This is a genomic window from Pseudomonas sp. 51_B, assembly GCF_017491595.1.
In the GTDB taxonomy this organism is placed as follows: Bacteria; Pseudomonadota; Gammaproteobacteria; order Pseudomonadales; family Pseudomonadaceae; genus Aquipseudomonas; species Aquipseudomonas promysalinigenes.
Genome location: NZ_JAFGYW010000007.1, coordinates 126,149 through 142,345 on the forward strand (window position 1 = coordinate 126,149; position 16,197 = coordinate 142,345).

At 61.4% G+C, this 16,197-nt stretch carries 16 protein-coding genes; 8 read left to right on the forward strand and 8 right to left on the reverse strand.

The features are described from left to right. Nucleotides 1-4 precede the first annotated feature (4 nt). From J5M56_RS10970 to rpoE, 4 genes are all read right to left on the reverse strand, one after another. A complete protein-coding gene (locus J5M56_RS10970; RefSeq protein ID WP_186477567.1) occupies nt 5-1,441 on the reverse strand; it encodes a DegQ family serine endoprotease in 1,437 nt (478 codons plus the stop codon). Between the two features lie 187 nt (nt 1,442-1,628). Further along, the gene (locus tag J5M56_RS10975) at nt 1,629-2,603 is read right to left on the reverse strand and encodes a MucB/RseB C-terminal domain-containing protein (protein ID WP_207936836.1); all 975 of its coding nucleotides are present in this window, start codon (nt 2,601-2,603) and stop codon (nt 1,629-1,631) included. Between the two features lie 12 nt (nt 2,604-2,615). Continuing rightward, a complete protein-coding gene (locus tag J5M56_RS10980; protein ID WP_186477565.1) occupies nt 2,616-3,206 on the reverse strand; it encodes an RseA family anti-sigma factor in 591 nt (196 codons plus the stop codon). A 31-nt stretch (nt 3,207-3,237) separates the two neighbouring features. Next, complete coding sequence (gene rpoE / locus J5M56_RS10985; protein WP_003252049.1) at nt 3,238-3,819, reverse strand: RNA polymerase sigma factor RpoE; 582 nt, start codon at nt 3,817-3,819, stop codon at nt 3,238-3,240. Nucleotides 3,820-4,255: 436 nt separating this feature from the next. On the opposite strand from rpoE, the gene nadB reads away from it, so the two are divergent. Further along, nucleotides 4,256-5,860, forward strand: coding sequence for an L-aspartate oxidase (gene nadB / locus J5M56_RS10990; RefSeq protein ID WP_186477564.1), 1,605 nt, complete (start codon nt 4,256-4,258; stop codon nt 5,858-5,860). Here the strand turns inward: nadB and J5M56_RS10995 are convergent. Together J5M56_RS10995 and J5M56_RS11000 are read right to left on the reverse strand one after the other, a co-directional pair. Continuing rightward, a complete protein-coding gene (locus J5M56_RS10995) occupies nt 5,847-6,308 on the reverse strand; it encodes a protein YgfX (protein WP_207936838.1) in 462 nt (153 codons plus the stop codon). The two genes, nadB and J5M56_RS10995, sit on opposite strands and share 14 nt — an antisense overlap. After that, on the reverse strand, nt 6,292-6,546 hold the full coding sequence (locus J5M56_RS11000) for a succinate dehydrogenase assembly factor 2 (RefSeq protein ID WP_008094993.1): 255 nt from the start codon (nt 6,544-6,546) through the stop codon (nt 6,292-6,294). The genes J5M56_RS10995 and J5M56_RS11000 overlap by 17 nt, the downstream gene beginning before the upstream one ends. A 133-nt stretch (nt 6,547-6,679) precedes the next feature. On the opposite strand from J5M56_RS11000, the gene J5M56_RS11005 reads away from it, so the two are divergent. Beyond that, complete coding sequence (locus J5M56_RS11005; protein ID WP_207936840.1) at nt 6,680-7,621, forward strand: folate-binding protein YgfZ; 942 nt, start codon at nt 6,680-6,682, stop codon at nt 7,619-7,621. A gap of 31 nt (nt 7,622-7,652) precedes the next feature. After that, nucleotides 7,653-8,459 (forward strand): HDOD domain-containing protein, encoded by an 807-nt coding sequence (locus tag J5M56_RS11010; protein WP_207936842.1) that lies wholly within the window; start codon nt 7,653-7,655, stop codon nt 8,457-8,459. 25 nt (nt 8,460-8,484) lie between these two features. Here J5M56_RS11010 and J5M56_RS11015 read toward each other — a convergent pair whose 3' ends face one another. Next, nucleotides 8,485-9,864, reverse strand: coding sequence for a sensor histidine kinase (locus tag J5M56_RS11015; RefSeq protein ID WP_207936897.1), 1,380 nt, complete (start codon nt 9,862-9,864; stop codon nt 8,485-8,487). After that, the gene (locus tag J5M56_RS11020) at nt 9,854-10,528 is read right to left on the reverse strand and encodes a response regulator (RefSeq protein ID WP_186477560.1); all 675 of its coding nucleotides are present in this window, start codon (nt 10,526-10,528) and stop codon (nt 9,854-9,856) included. Before J5M56_RS11020 ends, J5M56_RS11015 begins: the two co-directional genes overlap by 11 nt. 198 nt (nt 10,529-10,726) lie before the next feature. On the opposite strand from J5M56_RS11020, the gene J5M56_RS11025 reads away from it, so the two are divergent. The 5 genes from J5M56_RS11025 (at nt 10,727) to J5M56_RS11045 (ending at nt 16,173) form a co-directional block, all read left to right on the forward strand. Further along, nucleotides 10,727-12,016: an OprD family porin gene (locus tag J5M56_RS11025; RefSeq protein WP_186477559.1), complete on the forward strand. Its 1,290-nt coding sequence runs from the start codon at nt 10,727-10,729 to the stop codon at nt 12,014-12,016. Between the two features lie 31 nt (nt 12,017-12,047). Further along, nucleotides 12,048-13,028, forward strand: a complete 981-nt coding sequence (locus J5M56_RS11030) for a tripartite tricarboxylate transporter substrate binding protein (protein WP_186477558.1) — start codon at nt 12,048-12,050, stop codon at nt 13,026-13,028. A gap of 144 nt (nt 13,029-13,172) precedes the next feature. Further along, nucleotides 13,173-13,631, forward strand: a complete 459-nt coding sequence (locus J5M56_RS11035) for a tripartite tricarboxylate transporter TctB family protein (RefSeq protein WP_060479679.1) — start codon at nt 13,173-13,175, stop codon at nt 13,629-13,631. 3 nt (nt 13,632-13,634) lie between these two features. After that, on the forward strand, nt 13,635-15,149 hold the full coding sequence (locus J5M56_RS11040) for a tripartite tricarboxylate transporter permease (protein ID WP_186477557.1): 1,515 nt from the start codon (nt 13,635-13,637) through the stop codon (nt 15,147-15,149). Further along, nucleotides 15,142-16,173: an AbrB family transcriptional regulator gene (locus J5M56_RS11045; RefSeq protein WP_207936844.1), complete on the forward strand. Its 1,032-nt coding sequence runs from the start codon at nt 15,142-15,144 to the stop codon at nt 16,171-16,173. The genes J5M56_RS11040 and J5M56_RS11045 overlap by 8 nt, the downstream gene beginning before the upstream one ends. Nucleotides 16,174-16,197: the final 24 nt, after the last annotated feature.

The following is a 16,197-nucleotide window of genomic DNA, read 5'->3' on the forward strand; positions in this document are numbered from 1 at the left end:
CCGCTTATTCAGCGAGTTTGAAGGTAATGAAGCTGGCACGGCCCTGGCGCAGGACGCGCATCGATACCGAGCGATTCTTCGGCAGATCCTTGGCGATTTCGGTGAACTGTTTGGCCGAAGTGACTGCCTGGTTGTTCAGGTGGCTGATGACGTCACCTGGGCGCAGCCCGATCAAAGCAGCCGGGCCATCCTGTACTTCCTTGATGACCACGCCGCCTTTGAGCTCCAGGGTTTTCTTCTGCTCTGCAGTCAGGTCTGCCACCGAAACGCCCAGGCGGTTGCTGTTACGCTCGGCGCTGCCATCAGCACTGCTGCCAGTGCCGATATCGGCATCGTCGTCAGGCATCGGGCCGACGGCCACGTCCAGGGTCTGGCGCTTGCCGTTGCGGATGATCTCCAGCTTGGCTTTCTCACCATCCTTGAGGCTACCGACCAAGTGTGGCAAATCTGCCGACATGATGATCGGTTGGCCGTTCATGCTCAGAATTACATCACCCACCTGCAGGCCCCCTTTGGCTGCCGGGCTGTTTTCCAGTACCTGGGCGACCAGAGCACCTGCAGGCTTGTCGAGGCCGAAGGATTCAGCCAGGTCCTTGTTGACCTCTTGAATCACCACGCCCAACCAGCCGCGGCTGACCTTGCCATCTTTCTTCAGCTGATTGGACACATCGATGGCAACATCGATTGGAATCGCGAACGACAGGCCCATGAAGCCGCCGGAACGGGTGAAGATTTGCGAGTTGATGCCTACCACTTCGCCCTTCATGTTGAACAGCGGCCCACCGGAGTTCCCTGGGTTGATGGCAACGTCTGTCTGGATGAACGGCACATAGGTATCGTTGGGCAGGGTACGCCCTTTGGCACTGACGATACCTTTGGTCACCGAGTGGTCAAAACCGAACGGCGAACCGATGGCCAGCACCCACTCACCCACCTTCAGCTTTTCCGAGTCACCAAGCTTGACGGTCGGCAGGTTCTTGCCATCGACCTTCAGCAACGCTACGTCAGTACGTGGGTCAGTGCCGATCAGCTTGGCCTGCAGCTCACTGCGGTCGGACAGACGCACGATGATCTCGTCGGCATCGGCTACCACATGGTTGTTGGTCAGTACGTAGCCATCACTGGAGATGATGAAACCCGAGCCCAGAGACATGGCCTCGCGCTGACGATCGCCGCGCGGCGAGCGAGGCTGCTGCGGCATGTTACGTTCGAAGAACTCGCGGAACATCGGTGGCAGGCCTTCGAGGTCGGGCATCTGCCCGGCAGCAACGCGGTCAGGCAGCTTCTGCTTGGTACTGATGTTCACTACTGCCGGCGAGGCTTGCTCAACCAGGGTGGTGAAGTCCGGCAGGGCTTCATCGGCCTGAGCAGTGAGCACCTGGCCGAGCATGAGCACGGCGGCGAATATCGTTAGGTAGTATTTCAAGCGTGGTATTGACATACGGCTCCCGTCACAACGAGCGGTAGTTGGAAATAGCCCTGCCTAAAGCAGGAAAGGCCAGACTCCTAGAAGCCTGACCTATAGAAAATTTGCCGAAAGATTGCAAATGACAATGCTTTAATTTCATTTCAGCCGCATGCCAATTCGCCCGTCAAAAACCCTGCAACCGCCCCGACAATGCACGCCATCACTGGCGCGCCTGGGCATCCTGAGGGCGCATCGACAGCGCTACACGCTCCGCGGTGCCCAACGGAATTTCGCCGACCACGGTGACCTGCACTTTTCCTTTTGGGGTATTCAAACGACGCGATACAGCGGAGGTCGGCCCGAGCTGGGTCCGCACATCGGCACCGCCATCATCCTTCACCGGTTCCAAAAAAACCGAAAAACGAGCCAGGCCATCGTCGTACATCAGGCTACTGACTGAACTGTTACGCTCGGAATCACGGCGCACCGCACTGTTGATCAGCTCGAAGCCAGGCGGCAGCCAGTCCGACCGCCAACCCGCGACCGCCGTAGTGGTGGTGGTAGCGCCGGGTTGGATCGGTTTGCAGGCGGCACTGGCCTGCAGGTCCTTGTCGCTAGGTGGGTCTTGAGTGTCCAGACGCGTCATCTGGAAACGCTCGAGTAGCTGCCCTTTGTCATTGAGCATCAATGAACGAAGCGGCAAGCCAGTGCGACGGTCCAGATGAAGTTCGAAAGCATAGCGATGCTGGTCTCGCGGGGTCAGCGTGACAATTACCGCGTCACGCCCGGCCACTCGGGACGTGCCAGCCATTGCAAGGTCATACCAGCTCATGAGCTTGAGCGGGTCGAGAAGGTGCGGCGCAGCATCAGGCAGACTGCTGGATCCGCTGGCTGCGCCAGTGAGGGCACCACTGACGCACTGCACGTTGCCGTTCAGGCGCACGATTTCCTCGGCGGGGCCGTCGAGCTGAAGCAACCGCTCGCTGACTTGGCCGTCCTGAACGCGATGCCAGATATCGTGGGAAGAGAAGCTACCATTTCGCTCGTAGACGAAAGAGCCTTGATAACTTTGCTTTTGCTCGGCCCGTGCCAGCTTGTTCAGCCATTCGCTCGCCTGAGGCGAGGAATTGGCCGCCAACGCTGGCACCGCAATGCAGCTGCCAATCAGCAGCGACAGCAGAGGTAGCGCGCGCATGGGCCTCCTTACTTAGCGGTTTTCCAGGCTGGCAGCGCGGGCATAAGGCAGAGCGGTTTCAGTGCCCTTGAGCGCAGATTCCTGAGCGTGCTGGCGCAGATAGCCTGGCAGACGCTGGTCCCAACCGGCCTGGTTCTGCAGCACGCCGTTGGCCATAGGCCCAGTCGGCTGCTCACTGCTTTCACTGTAGCCTGCCAGAACAGCCGGACCTTGAGTTTGTGGCATGGTCAGGCCTTGCTGGGCAGGTTGCTGGGCAGCGAGCTGCGCGCCAGTGATTTCATCCTGGTTGTACATCCGCACGCCTGCCAGCACCGCTACGGTGACCGAAGCAGCAACAGCCAGACGGCCAATCGTGCGCCACGGGCCTTGTTTGACCTTAGCCGGCACGGCTTCGTCGGCCAGGGCTGCAGATACTGCCGAGGCGATATCCAGTTTAGGCAGCAACAGCTCCTTGTGCATTGCTGCACGCGCTACCTGGTAACGCGACCAGGTGGCACGGGTTTCAGCGTCGTCGACGGCGTTCAACACCCGACGCAATTCCAGTTCGTCCGCTTCGTTATCCATCACCGCGGACAGCGATTCCTGCAAAGCTTCACGACTCATGACGGTTCCTCTCTTGGCTGTCGCCGCTGTCTCAGGTTTCCTGCAACAACGGCTGCAGGGCTTTATCTATGGCCTCCCGAGCGCGGAAGATTCGAGAGCGCACGGTACCCACTGGACATTGCATGACGCTGGCAATGTCTTCATAACTCAACCCATCGAATTCACGCAGGGTCAACGCCGTACGCAAATCTTCTGGCAGTTGCTGGATGGTGCGATGGACAGTGCCTTCGATTTCATCCCGCAACAACGAGCGCTCTGGGGACTCGAGATCCTTGAGACCATGATCGCCGTCGTAAAACTCCGCATCCTCGGAGCTCACATCGCTGTCTGGCGGCCGTCTTCCACGGGACACCAGGTAATTCTTCGCCGTGTTAATGGCGATGCGGTACAGCCAGGTATAAAACGCACTGTCTCCGCGGAAATTGCCAAGCGCGCGGTAGGCCTTGATAAAGGCTTCCTGCGCCACATCCTGGGCTTCGTGGGTATCGTGAACGAACCGCACGATCAACCCGAGAATCTTGTGCTGATACTTCAGCACCAACAGATCGAACGCTCGCCTGTCGCCGCGCTGCACGCGCTCGACAAGCTGCTGATCCTCTTCCTGGGTTAGCATGAACACTCCTCAGTGAACTCGAAGGAGCGTTGCAGCAGCCTTTGTTGAGGCTTGCAAACATAGACTCGGGCTTTGCGCAAAAGTTCTCCCCTCCAAGCAAGTTTCCTGCGGCCCTCGGTCGGCTCGCACGGAAGACGCGGCGTAATCACGGCTCGCGACGTCGATAAACAGGTTTCAAATTACGCAGGTGTCAGCCCGGATAGAGCTGCCGCCCCGCGTCGCCTTGGCATAATCTGGCGTGCGGACAGCCTTCTTAGGATTTCCGGCCGCATCGGAAAGTTCCCGCAAAGATTGATGCAACGCCCCAACTGTCATAGATATTCGCCACCCCGGGCTGCTATAAATACAGCCCGGCCAGCATTCACGATAGTTTCACATTGCCATCTGCACGTGGCTATTGTGCCGTGCCCTTTCCAAAGATTACTAGTGTCCCGACATGAGCCAACAATTCCAACATGATGTCCTGGTGATCGGCAGCGGCGCAGCCGGCCTTAGCCTGGCACTGAACCTTCCGGACCACTTGCGTATTGCCGTGCTGAGCAAAGGCGACTTGGCCAATGGTTCGACCTTCTGGGCCCAGGGTGGGGTCGCTGCGGTACTGGACAATACCGACACCGTACAGTCGCATGTCGAAGATACCCTCAACGCCGGTGGCGGGTTGTGCCATGAAAACGCTGTGCGCTTCACCGTCGAGCACAGCCGCGAAGCCATTGAATGGCTGATCGAACAAGGCGTGCCTTTTACCCGCGACGAACATTACAGCGTCGATGATGGCGGCTTCGAGTTCCACTTGACCCGTGAGGGTGGCCACAGCCATCGGCGCATCATCCATGCGGCCGACGCCACTGGCGCAGCGATCTTCACCACGCTGCTGGAACAAGCGCGCAAGCGCCCGAACATCGAGCTGCTCGAACAACGGGTCGCCGTGGACCTGATTACCGAGCGCCGCCTGGGCCTGCCGGGCGATCGGTGCTTGGGTGCCTACGTACTTAACCGCAACAGCGGCGAAGTCGACACTTTCGGCGCGCGCTTCACAGTACTTGCCACCGGCGGCGCCGCCAAAGTCTACCTCTATACCAGCAATCCCGACGGTGCCTGCGGTGACGGCATTGCCATGGCCTGGCGGGCTGGCTGCCGGGTGGCCAACCTGGAATTCAATCAGTTTCATCCCACTTGCCTGTATCACCCGCAAGCCAAGAGCTTCTTGATCACCGAGGCGCTGCGTGGCGAAGGTGCGCTGTTGCGCCTGCCCAATGGCGAGCGTTTCATGCCGCGCTTCGACCCGCGCGAGGAGCTTGCCCCCCGCGACATCGTCGCGCGCGCCATCGACCACGAAATGAAGCGCCTGGGTGTCGATTGTGTGTATCTGGACATTACCCACAAGCCAGCAGAGTTCATCAAAAGTCACTTCCCGACCGTTTACGAGCGCTGCCTGGGGTTTGGCATCGACATCACTCGCCAACCGATCCCGGTGGTGCCTGCTGCGCATTACACCTGCGGCGGCGTCGTGGTCGACCAGCGCGGGCATACCGATGTACCGGGACTGTATGCAATCGGCGAAACCAGCTTCACTGGCTTGCACGGCGCCAACCGCATGGCCAGTAATTCGCTACTGGAATGTTTCGTGTATGGCCGCGCTGCGGCAGCGGACATCCAGGCGCACCTTGGCCGGATCAGCATGCCCAACGCCCTGCCCTGCTGGGACGCCAGCCAAGTGACCGACTCGGACGAAGACGTGATCATCGCGCACAACTGGGACGAGTTGCGGCGCTTCATGTGGGACTACGTGGGCATCGTACGCACCAGCAAGCGCCTGCAGCGCGCCGAACACCGCGTACGCCTGTTACTGGATGAAATCGACGAGTTCTACAGCAATTACAAGGTCAGCCGCGACTTGATCGAATTGCGCAACCTGGCACAGGTGGCGGAACTGATGATCCGCTCGGCGATGCAGCGCAAGGAGAGCCGTGGTTTGCATTACACCCTGGACTACCCAAGCATGCTTACCGAGGCCAAGGACACCGTTCTCACTCCGGCTTGAGGTTGACGTTGAAGCGGCGCCGGCTGAACCTCAGCCGCACCCGTAAACGTCGATGCAGGTCAGGCGCCAGGGAATCGGCAAGTATGCACTGGCTCTGGCCGAACCAGTGCCCAGCTCTGGCAAAGCGCAAGACTACCAACCCCGGCAGTGCCACAGTGTCGCGACACAAACGAACCGGCTGCCAGCCTTGGGCATGGCTGTACACGCACCAGCCCGTGGCGCTGCGGCGCAAGCCGGTAATGGCGCGGGGAGCTGTCAGCAGAATACGATGGGGAATGGCCCAACAGCCGTGGGCGAAGACAGCGGCCAGCAGGCAAAGCCCGAGCCACCCAGGTAATGCAATCAGCCACAGCGCCAGCAGGGCCAGCACCTGGCAACCCAGGTAAGCCGCCAGCAGCAGGCGCGAGCCCTGCCAGCGGCAGTCGAAATACTCACTTGGGCTGGACACGATCCAGAATGATACGGACCATGCGCTGCAGCTCCGGGTCTTCAGATTCGGTGCGCTCCATGAACCAGCCGAACATGTCCTGATCTTCACAGCTCAGCAGGCGCACATAGAGTTCGCGGTCAGCTTCGCTCAGGGTCGGATAGACCTCCTGGGTGAATGGCACCAGCAGTACGTCCAGTTCCAGCATGCCGCGACGGCTGTGCCAGAAAAGCCGGTTGAGTTCAGTTTGTTCGACCATGGGGCCCTCCTCGAATGGTCGCGCAGTATACCGCGCGCTGAAGGAAGCGGCACAGGGCGTTGGTCTAGTCACCTACCTATTTTGTTACTGGCGTTCTATGATGGCCGCCAGTCTTTAGCCAATGCGATGTCCCATGGCCGATTCCGCTTTCTTCACCCCCCTGTCCCACGAGGGCATTCTCGCCGTGCGCGGCTCCGACGCCGGCAAGTTCCTGCAGGGCCAGCTGACCTGCAACATCAGTTATCTGAGCCTTGAGTACGCCAGCCTGGGCGCCCGCTGCATGGTCAAAGGGCGCATGCAGTCGAGCTTCCGGATTTTGCCCGAAGGCAATGGCTACCTGCTGGCGATGGCCAGCGAGTTGCTGGAGCCTCAACTGGCCGACCTCAAGAAGTATGCAGTATTTTCCAAGGCAACCCTCACAGACGAGAGCGCCGCCTGGGCGCGTTTCGGCCTGCAAGGTGGCGCTGGCGCATTGCAGGCATTAGGGCTTGACCTACCGCCAGCGCCAGGTAGCACCGTGCGTCATGATGGCCTTATCGCCATTACCGTCTCGGCTGAGCGCAGCGAACTCTGGATACCTGTGGCGCAGGCTGCCGACGTTCGCCAACGGCTGGCTGCAACGCTGCCCGAAGGCTGCCTGAACGACTGGCTGCTGGGCCAGATCCGCGCCGGTATCGGCCAAGTCATGGGCCCGACCCGTGAATTGTTCATCCCACAGATGATAAACCTGCAAGCGGTCGACGGCGTAAGCTTCAAGAAAGGCTGCTACACCGGCCAGGAAATCGTCGCGCGCATGCAGTATCTGGGTAAGCTCAAGCGCCGCCAGTACCGGCTGGCACTGGCTCAGCAGGAGGCTCCAGCCCCCGCTACGCCAATCTTTTCGCCTACCCATGGGTCATCGGTAGGCGAGGTCGTACTGGCTGCCAGCGCTGGCAATGAGTGCGAGCTATTGGCGGTACTGAGCGCGGAGGCGGTAGAGGATGACAACTTGCACCTGGGAAGCCTTGAAGGCCCACGCCTGCAGCTGCTGACCCTGCCGTATGAGTTGGACCGCGACCGGGAAATCCAGCGCTGAACAGTGCACCCCCTTTGCCGTTGAGACGTTCATGAACAAGCTGGCCGAGATGGTTCAAGCACAGTTGCTCGCTGCCATCGAGAACGATGACCTGGTGCTGCCGACCCTGCCCGAGGTTGCCTTGAGCATTCGCGAGGCGGCCGAAGACACCGAAATCAGCGTAGCCGCGCTGAGCAAAGTGATAGGACGCGACGCCGCCTTGGCGGCGCGCCTGATCAAGGTGGTCAACAGCCCCCTGCTGCGTGCTGCGGTAGAGGTCACTGACCTGCACACTGCCATTACCCGTCTGGGCATCAACTATAGCTGCAACTTGTCCATCGGCTTGGTCATCGAGCAGATCTTCCATGCTCGCTCACCCGCCGTGGAACAGAAGTTACGAGATATTTGGGCGAATAGCCTCGAGATCGCCGGCGTTAGCTATGAAATCTGCCGAAGATACACCCACTTGAAGCCTGACCAGGCGACACTCGGGGGGCTCGTCAACCAGATTGGCGCTCTGCCCGTGCTGATTTATGCCGAAGAACACAACGAACTGCTGTCCGACCCTGTCTGCCTGCACTATGTGATCGAGCAGATCCAACCCGTGTTGGGTGACAAGATTCTCTCTGCGTGGGAGTTTCCCGAGCAGTTGGTGAACCTACCAAGCCAGGTGCAGGACCTGGACCGTCGCACCGATAAGGTCGACTACATCGACGTGGTGCAGATCGCCAAGTGCCTAAGCCAGCGCGGGCGCAGCCGGCCCCTGGCGGCGCTGCCTGCCTACCAGCACCTTGGCTTGCCGTTCGGCACGGAGCTCGAAGTGGCAGAGCTGCTGGAAGCACGCAGCATGCTGCGCTGATTAGCGGTTGCCCAAGCGGTAAAGGTCAGTCAGCGATGAAGCTCACGCGCACCTTCAGCCCACCCTTCTCGCCATCGTGCAGGCTGATCTGCGCCAAGTGAGCCCGGCAGATCTCACCCACGATAGCCAAGCCCAGGCCGCTGCCCTGCGCACCTCTGCGGTAGAACCGCTCGAATACCCGTTCCCGCTCATCTTCGGGGATGCCGGGACCGTCATCTTCGACCTCAAGTACCGCCGGGCCCAGTACACGAATGATGACATTGCCATTGGCCGGCGTATGGGCCAGGGCGTTGTCCACCAGGTTGCTGAGCAACTCATTGAGCAAAGTTGGCTCTCCTTTCAGCCACACTGGCGCCGGTGCCTCAAGCGCCAAAGCCACACCCCGGTTATAGGCCAATGGCGCCATGGCCATCCCCAGTTCCCGGGCAAGCTGGCTCAGGTCCAGACGCTGTGCCCCGCCCTCGGCAATGGCACGGGCGCCATTTTCAACCCGCGCCAACGACAGCAACTGATTGGCCAGATGAGTCAACCGGTCGGTACCCTGTGCGGCGGTTTCCAGGGTTTGCCGCCATTCTTCGGGCCGCTGCGAGCGCAGCCCCAGCTCGACCCGCGCCTTGAGGGCCGCCAACGGTGTACGTAGTTCGTGGGCAGCTTCGGCGATGAACTTTGCCTGGCGTTCGAACTGCCCGCGCAAACGCTCGGTGAAGTGGTTCAGGGCACCGACCAGCGGCGTCAACTCATGCTGCACCTGCACCACTGGCAGCGCCCGCAGGTCATCAGGCTGACGCTCCTCGACCGCCGTGCGCAGGCGCTCCAACGGCCGTAGCGCCGCACTCACGGCAAACCACACCAATACCAGTGCGCCCAGCGCCAGCATGCCCAGACGCAGCAGCGTATCGGCCATCAAGCTGCGCGCCATGCGTACCCTCGCCTCTTCGGTCTCGGCCACGCGAATTTCTGCCATGCCGTTCATGTTCGGCTCGCTCACCGCTTTGAGCAGGCTGACCACGCGCACGTCCTGGCCAAGGTACGTGGCATCGTAGAAGCGCGCCAGTGCGGGGTAGTCGTCAGTACGCGGCGTGCCGGGCGGCGGCGGTGGCAGGTGCTCATAGCCTGAAATCAACTTTTGGTTGATGTCCAGGACCTGATAGTAGATACGCCCGGCGCTGTCATAGGCGAAGGTATCGAGGGCCACATAAGGCACATCGGCGCTGAGGCTGCCGTCGCGCTGCGAAAGCCCGGCGGCAATGGTACGTGCCGATGCCAGCAGGGTCCGGTCATAAGCGGTATCGGCAGCTTCACGTCCATTCCAGTAAGCGCTCAAGCCACTGGCCAGCATCAATACCACTAGAAGCAGCGCAAGGTTGCCCAGCAGCCGCCCGCGCAGGCTGCCATTACTGCGCATCACGATGCTCAAGCAAATAACCCAGGCCCCGGAACGTGACGATGGCGACCGGGTAGCCATCGAGCTTCTTGCGCAGGCGATGAACGTAGATTTCGATGGCGTCTGGGCTGGCCTCTTCATCCAGGCCAAAGACCTGCGCCGCCAACTGCTCCTTGCTCATCACCCGGCCGGGGCGAGCGATCAAGGCCTCGAGCACGCTCTGCTCACGAGAGGTCAGCGTCAGAATGTCGTCCCCGAGGTTGAAGCGTCGGGTGTCCAGATCGTAAACCAATGGCCCGCAACGTTGCTGGCGTTCACCACCCAGCACACTGCGCCGCAGCAATGCCTTGACCCGGGCCTCGAGCTCGGTCAGTTCGAAAGGTTTCGCCAGGTAATCGTCCGCCCCCAGGTTCAGGCCATGCACACGGTCCTTCACATCGCTGCGCGCTGTCAGCATCAGCACCGGTACAGTCTTGCCACGGCCGCGCAGGCGCGCCAGCACTTCGAAACCGTCCATGCGCGGCAGGCCCACATCGAGCACGGCAACGGCGTACTCCTCGCTGGCCAAGGCCAGGTCGGCAGCTACGCCATCATGCAGCACGTCCACCGTCAGGCCGTGACTCTTGAGGGCCTGGGCCACGCTTTCGGCCAGTTGCAGGTGGTCTTCGACCAGCAGTACACGCATCGGATTCTCCCTGCTCGGGTGGGGCGGTGGCGCGGAGTTTACCGCTGTCGGCAACCCTGTGAAGCCCTTCGAACAAACCTTTCACGCTGAAAGGTTAGCGAAAGGTTCGTTGCCTAGCATCGCACTACGGTCGCTCCATGCGCCGAAAAAAGCACCAGTAAGGTGCAACGAATAAGAACAATAAACGGAGTCATCTCGATGCTGTCATTGCAGCCGAAGGCGTTCGCGCCTAGCCGTTCCCTGTCCCCGCGCCCCTCTGCCATCGCCAGCGCTCTTGCACTTGCCGGTGTTGCTCCGCTCAGCCAGGCCGCCTTCTTGGAAGACAGCACGGCGACCTTTGAAACCCGCAACATGTATTTCAATCGCGACTTTCGCGACGGCACCAGTGCGCAGCAATCCAAGCGCGACGAATGGGCCCAGGGTTTCATGCTCAACTTCGAGTCCGGCTACACCGATGGCACGGTGGGCTTCGGCGTGGATGCGCTGGGTATGATGGGCATCAAGCTTGATTCCAGCCCCGACCGCACCGACACCGGCCTGCTGCCGACCCACGATGACGGCAAAGCCGCCAACGAATACTCCAAGCTTGGGCTGACCGGCAAGGTCAAAGTTTCCAAGACCGAGCTTAAGATCGGCACTCTCATCCCTGAACTGCCGACCTTGCAGCCCAATGACGGGCGTATTCTGCCGCAAACCTTCGAAGGCGGCCTGCTGACTTCTCAGGAGATCAAGGGCCTGACCTTCACCGGTGGGCGCCTGGACAAGGCCAAGGACCGCAACGATACCAACTGGGAAGACCTTGCCCTGAACAACAAGAACGGCCGCTTCGGTGGTTCGTTCAGCGCCGACAACCTCGATCTGGCGGGCCTTGACTACAAGTTCTCCGACCGCATCACCGGCAGCTACCACTTCGCGCAGCTCGATGACATCTACCGCCAGCACTTCATCGGCATGCTCGCCACCCAGCCCTGGGGCCCGGGCGCCCTCGCCGCCGACGTACGCCTGGCAATCAGTGACGACGCAGGGGCGGCCAAGGCCGGGCGAATCGACAACACCACCTTCAACACCATGTTCAGCTATAGCCTGGGTGGGCACAAAGTCAGCGCCGCCTGGCAGCAGCTGTCGGGCGACAGCGCCTTCCCCTACATCGACGGCGCCGATCCCTACCTGGTCAACTTCGTACAGATCAACGACTTCGCCAATGCCGACGAGCGCTCCTGGCAAGCCCGCTACGACTACAACTTCGCCGCCCTGGGCATTCCAGGCCTGAGCTTCATGACCCGCTACATCAACGGCGATAACGTCAGCCGCGCCGCTGGTGGCGAGGGCAAGGAGTGGGAACGCGACAGCGAAATCAAGTACGTGGTACAAGCCGGCCCGTTGAAAAACGTCGCCGTGCGCCTGCGCAACGCCACCTTCCGCTCCAATTTCGCCCGTGATGCGGACGAAGTACGGGTACTGGTGAGCTACAGCGTAGCCCTGTGGTAATTCAAAACAACAATGTTCACGGAGACTGACGATGACCTTTTCCCTGCGCCGCCTCGCCCTCGCCACCGGTTGCCTGTTGCTGGCCGGTAACGCTCTGGCCGCCGAGCCCAAACGCCCCGAGTGCATTGCCCCAGCCTCCCCAGGCGGTGGCTTCGACCTGACCTGTAAGCTGGCGCAGAGCGCCCTGGTGCAGGAAAAAATCCTCAGCAAGCCGATGCGTGTGACCTACATGCCTGGCGGTGTCGGCGCGGTGGCGTACAACGCGGTGGTCGCCCAGCGCCCGGCCGACGCCGGCACCCTGGTCGCCTGGTCCAGTGGCTCTTTGTTGAACCTGGCCCAGGGCAAGTTCGGCCGCTTTGACGAGAACGCGGTGAAGTGGCTGGCCGCCGTCGGCACCAGCTACGGCGCTATCGCAGTGAAAAGCGACTCGCCCTATAAAAGCCTCGACGACTTGGTCGCGGCGCTGAAAAAGGACCCGAGCAAGGTCGTGATCGGTTCTGGCGGCACCGTCGGCAGCCAGGACTGGATGCAAACCGCATTGATCGCCAAAGCAGCGGGTATCAACCCGCGAGACCTGCGCTACGTGGCCCTTGAAGGCGGCGGTGAAATCGCCACCGCTTTGCTGGGTGGGCATATCCAGGTTGGCTCCACCGACATCTCCGACTCCATGCCGCACATCCAGAGCGGCAACATGCGCATCCTCGCCGTGTTCTCTGAAAACCGCCTGGACGAGCCAGAAATGAAAGATATCCCCACTGCCAGGGAGCAGGGCTACGACATCGTTTGGCCAGTGGTGCGCGGTTTCTACCTCGGCCCGAAGGTGAGCGACGAGGAATACGCCTGGTGGAAAGAATCGTTCGACAAGATGCTGGCCTCCGAAGACTTCGCCAAGCTGCGTGACCAGCGTGAGCTGTTCCCGTTCGCCATGACCGGCTCGGAGCTGGACGGTTATGTGAAGAACCAAGTGGCTGAGTACAAGAAACTGGCCAAGGAATTCGGCCTGGTTCAGTGATTGGAGCTGTAACTCGACCCTGGTGGCAGCAGGTTGACCCGTAAAGCACTCCCCGCGGCGCATGGCCAGTGCTTGGCACTGGTTCGCGGGTCAACCCAGCCCCACAGGGTCTATGTCGCGTCGAACATTCCCGAGGATTCCAACATGATCCTGCAACGCCTCTTCGCCGTGGTCTTGCTGGCGCTGTGCGCCATCCTGGCCGTAATGGCCTGGCCCTATCAGGCCGCTTTTTCCTACGAGCCGGTAGGGCCCCGGGCCTACCCGTTGCTGATGCTCGGCTTGATGAGCCTGGGCTTGCTGTACCTGGCCATCCGCCCGACCCCCATCGTGCGCAAGGACGATGAACCAGAGCTGGACCGCCAAACCCTGATCAAGATCACCTGCTGCGTCGGCCTGCTGGTGCTGTTCGCAGCCACCTTCGAAGTACTGGGCTTCATCCTCAGCGCCATTCTGGTCGGCATCCCCATGGCCCGCCTGTACGGTGGCCGCTGGCTGCACAGCACCCTGGTGGTGGTGGGCATGAGCGTATTCCTCTACTGGCTGTTCGACCGCGTCATGGACGTACCCCTGCCCCTTGGCCTGCTGAGCGTACTGGAGAACTGACACATGGATACCTTGAGCTACCTGGGCCAGGGCTTCGGCGTCGCCCTGTCCCCCTACAACCTGGTCACCGCCCTGTCGGGCACGCTGATCGGCACCGTGGTCGGCTTGCTGCCAGGCCTGGGCCCGATCAACGGCGTGGCGCTGCTGATCCCAATCGCTTTCGCCCTGGGCCTGCCGCCGGAGTCTGCATTGATCCTGCTAGCTGCCGTTTACCTGGGTTGCGAGTACGGCGGCCGGATCAGCTCGATCCTGCTGAATATTCCCGGCGAAGCCTCGACCGTGATGACCACCCTGGACGGTTACCCAATGGCACGCCAGGGCTTGGCCGGCGTGGCTCTGTCGCTGTCGGCCTGGAGCTCGTTCATCGGCGCGCTCATCGCCACTTGCGGCATGGTGCTGTTCGCCCCGCTGCTGGCCAAGTGGGCGATCGCCTTTGGCCCGGCGGAGTACTTCGTGCTGATGGTGTTCGCCATCGTCGCCCTGGGCGGCATGGCCGGTGACAAGCCGCTAAAAACCTTCATCGCCGCACTGATCGGACTGTTCCTGTCGGCCGTCGGTATCGATGCCAACAGCGGCGTCTACCGCTTCACCGGCGACAGTGTGCACCTGGCCGATGGCATCCAGTTCGTGGTGCTGGTACTGGGCCTGTTCTCGGTCAGCGAGATCCTGCTGTTGCTGGAAAAAACCCACCATGGCCACGAAGCGGTCAAGGCCACCGGGCGCATGCTGTTCAATCTAAAGGAAGCGGCGTCGGTGTTCGTGGTCAACATCCGCTGCGGCCTGCTGGGCTTCATCATGGGCGTGCTGCCGGGCGCCGGTGCAACCCTGGCCAGTGCTGTTGCCTACATGACCGAAAAACGGCTGGCCGGTGAATCGGGCAAGTTCGGCAAGGGTGATGCCCGCGGCCTGGCGGCCCCGGAAACCGCTATCGGTGCATCCTGCTGCGGTGCGCTGGTACCGATGCTGACCCTTGGCGTGCCCGGCTCGGGCACTACTGCGGTAATGATCGGCGCGCTCACCCTGTACAACATCACTCCAGGCCCGCTGCTGTTCGAACAACAGCCAGACATCGTCTGGGGCCTGATCGCCTCGTTGTTCATCGCCAACATCATGCTGGTGATTCTGAACATTCCGATGATCCGCATCTTCACTCGCATTCTGGCCGTGCCGAACTGGGCGCTGGTGCCGGTGATCGCAATCATTACCGCAATCGGCGTGTACGCCGTGCATGCCACCACCTTCGACCTGTTCCTGATGGTCGGCATCGGCATCATGGGCTACATCCTGCGCAAGCTGGACTTCCCGCTGTCGCCGATTCTGCTGGGCTTCATCCTCGGTGGCCTGATGGAGCAGAACCTGCGCCGCGCCCTGTCGATCTCCAACGGTGAACTGGGCATCCTCTGGTCGAGCCCGATCAGCATGGGCGTTTGGGTATTGGTGGGCTGCATGCTGGCACTGCCGCTGCTGCGCATCTGGCGCAAACGCAGCCTGCAGCGCCGGGCCATGGCCGATGCCTGATCGGTCTGTACCGCTGTTCGTTGCCACCGGGCTGGTCGGGCTTGCAGGCGGTTATGCCGCCAGCAAGGTCGGCTGGCCTTTGCCTTGGATGGTCGGCTCGTTGCTGGCGATCATCCTGGTGCGCTGCCTGACGCCTTGGCAGCTAGCGGAAATACCCAATGGCCGCAAATGCGGCCAATGCATCATTGGTATCGGTATAGGCCTGCACTTCACCCCGGCAGTGATCGAGCAAGTCGCCAGCCACTTCGCACTGATCTGCTTCGGCGCACTGTTCACCACCTTGTCCAGCGTCATCAGCGTATGGCTGCTGCGGCGCACCGGAGAGGACCGTGCCACCGCGTTCTTCGCCAGCATGCCCGGTGGTTCGGGTGAAATGGTCAACCTTGGCGCGCGCAACGGTGCTGTGCTCAGCCAAGTGGCTGCAGCGCAGAGCCTGCGGGTACTGACGGTGGTGCTGTGCGTGCCGGCACTGTTCAAGTTTCTGCTAGGCGATGGCGTGCCACTGAACCACACCGCCAGTGTCAGCTGGGGCTGGCTGGCGCTGATCGTGCCGCTGGGTGTGGGCATGGGCTTTGTGTGGCAGCGCCTGCGTCAACCCAACCCTTGGCTGTTCGGCCCTCTGCTGGTGGCCGCCTCGATAAGCCTTATAGGTACGTTGCAGATCGCCCTGCCCGATGGCGCCAGCCAGGTAGGCCAGTGGCTGATCGGCAGCGGGCTGGCATGCCACTTCAACCGGGCGTTTTTCCGCCGCGCACCCTCCTTTCTAGGCCGTACACTGCTCGCCACTTCGCTGTGCATGGCCATTGCCGGCAGCGCTGCATGGGTGCTCAGTATGATGACCGAACTTGACCTGCGCTCACTGACGCTGGGAATGATGCCCGGCGGCATCGCCGAGATGAGCCTTACGGCTGAGACCTTGCAACTGTCGGTACCGCTGGTAACGGCGCTGCAGGTGGTGCGGCTGGTGCTGGTGCTGTTTCTGGCAGAGCCATTGTTCAGGTATTGGGTAAAGGCCCGTCCGTAAGGGCTGCCTGGCAGCCCCGGGCGG

What these genes read in the sequence shown, in the direction of transcription:
- J5M56_RS10970 (WP_186477567.1), bottom strand. Translation starts at nt 1,441, where the DNA reads ATGTCAATACCACGCTTGAAATACTACCTAACGATATTCGCCGCCGTG.
- J5M56_RS10975 (WP_207936836.1), bottom strand. Translation starts at nt 2,603, where the DNA reads ATGCGCGCGCTACCTCTGCTGTCGCTGCTGATTGGCAGCTGCATTGCG.
- J5M56_RS10980 (WP_186477565.1), bottom strand. Translation starts at nt 3,206, where the DNA reads ATGAGTCGTGAAGCTTTGCAGGAATCGCTGTCCGCGGTGATGGATAAC.
- rpoE (WP_003252049.1), bottom strand. Translation starts at nt 3,819, where the DNA reads ATGCTAACCCAGGAAGAGGATCAGCAGCTTGTCGAGCGCGTGCAGCGC.
- nadB (WP_186477564.1), top strand. Translation starts at nt 4,256, where the DNA reads ATGAGCCAACAATTCCAACATGATGTCCTGGTGATCGGCAGCGGCGCA.
- J5M56_RS11000 (WP_008094993.1), bottom strand. Translation starts at nt 6,546, where the DNA reads ATGGTCGAACAAACTGAACTCAACCGGCTTTTCTGGCACAGCCGTCGC.
- J5M56_RS11005 (WP_207936840.1), top strand. Translation starts at nt 6,680, where the DNA reads ATGGCCGATTCCGCTTTCTTCACCCCCCTGTCCCACGAGGGCATTCTC.
- J5M56_RS11010 (WP_207936842.1), top strand. Translation starts at nt 7,653, where the DNA reads ATGAACAAGCTGGCCGAGATGGTTCAAGCACAGTTGCTCGCTGCCATC.
- J5M56_RS11015 (WP_207936897.1), bottom strand. Translation starts at nt 9,864, where the DNA reads ATGCGCAGTAATGGCAGCCTGCGCGGGCGGCTGCTGGGCAACCTTGCG.
- J5M56_RS11020 (WP_186477560.1), bottom strand. Translation starts at nt 10,528, where the DNA reads ATGCGTGTACTGCTGGTCGAAGACCACCTGCAACTGGCCGAAAGCGTG.
- J5M56_RS11025 (WP_186477559.1), top strand. Translation starts at nt 10,727, where the DNA reads ATGCTGTCATTGCAGCCGAAGGCGTTCGCGCCTAGCCGTTCCCTGTCC.
- J5M56_RS11030 (WP_186477558.1), top strand. Translation starts at nt 12,048, where the DNA reads ATGACCTTTTCCCTGCGCCGCCTCGCCCTCGCCACCGGTTGCCTGTTG.
- J5M56_RS11035 (WP_060479679.1), top strand. Translation starts at nt 13,173, where the DNA reads ATGATCCTGCAACGCCTCTTCGCCGTGGTCTTGCTGGCGCTGTGCGCC.
- J5M56_RS11040 (WP_186477557.1), top strand. Translation starts at nt 13,635, where the DNA reads ATGGATACCTTGAGCTACCTGGGCCAGGGCTTCGGCGTCGCCCTGTCC.
- J5M56_RS11045 (WP_207936844.1), top strand. Translation starts at nt 15,142, where the DNA reads ATGCCTGATCGGTCTGTACCGCTGTTCGTTGCCACCGGGCTGGTCGGG.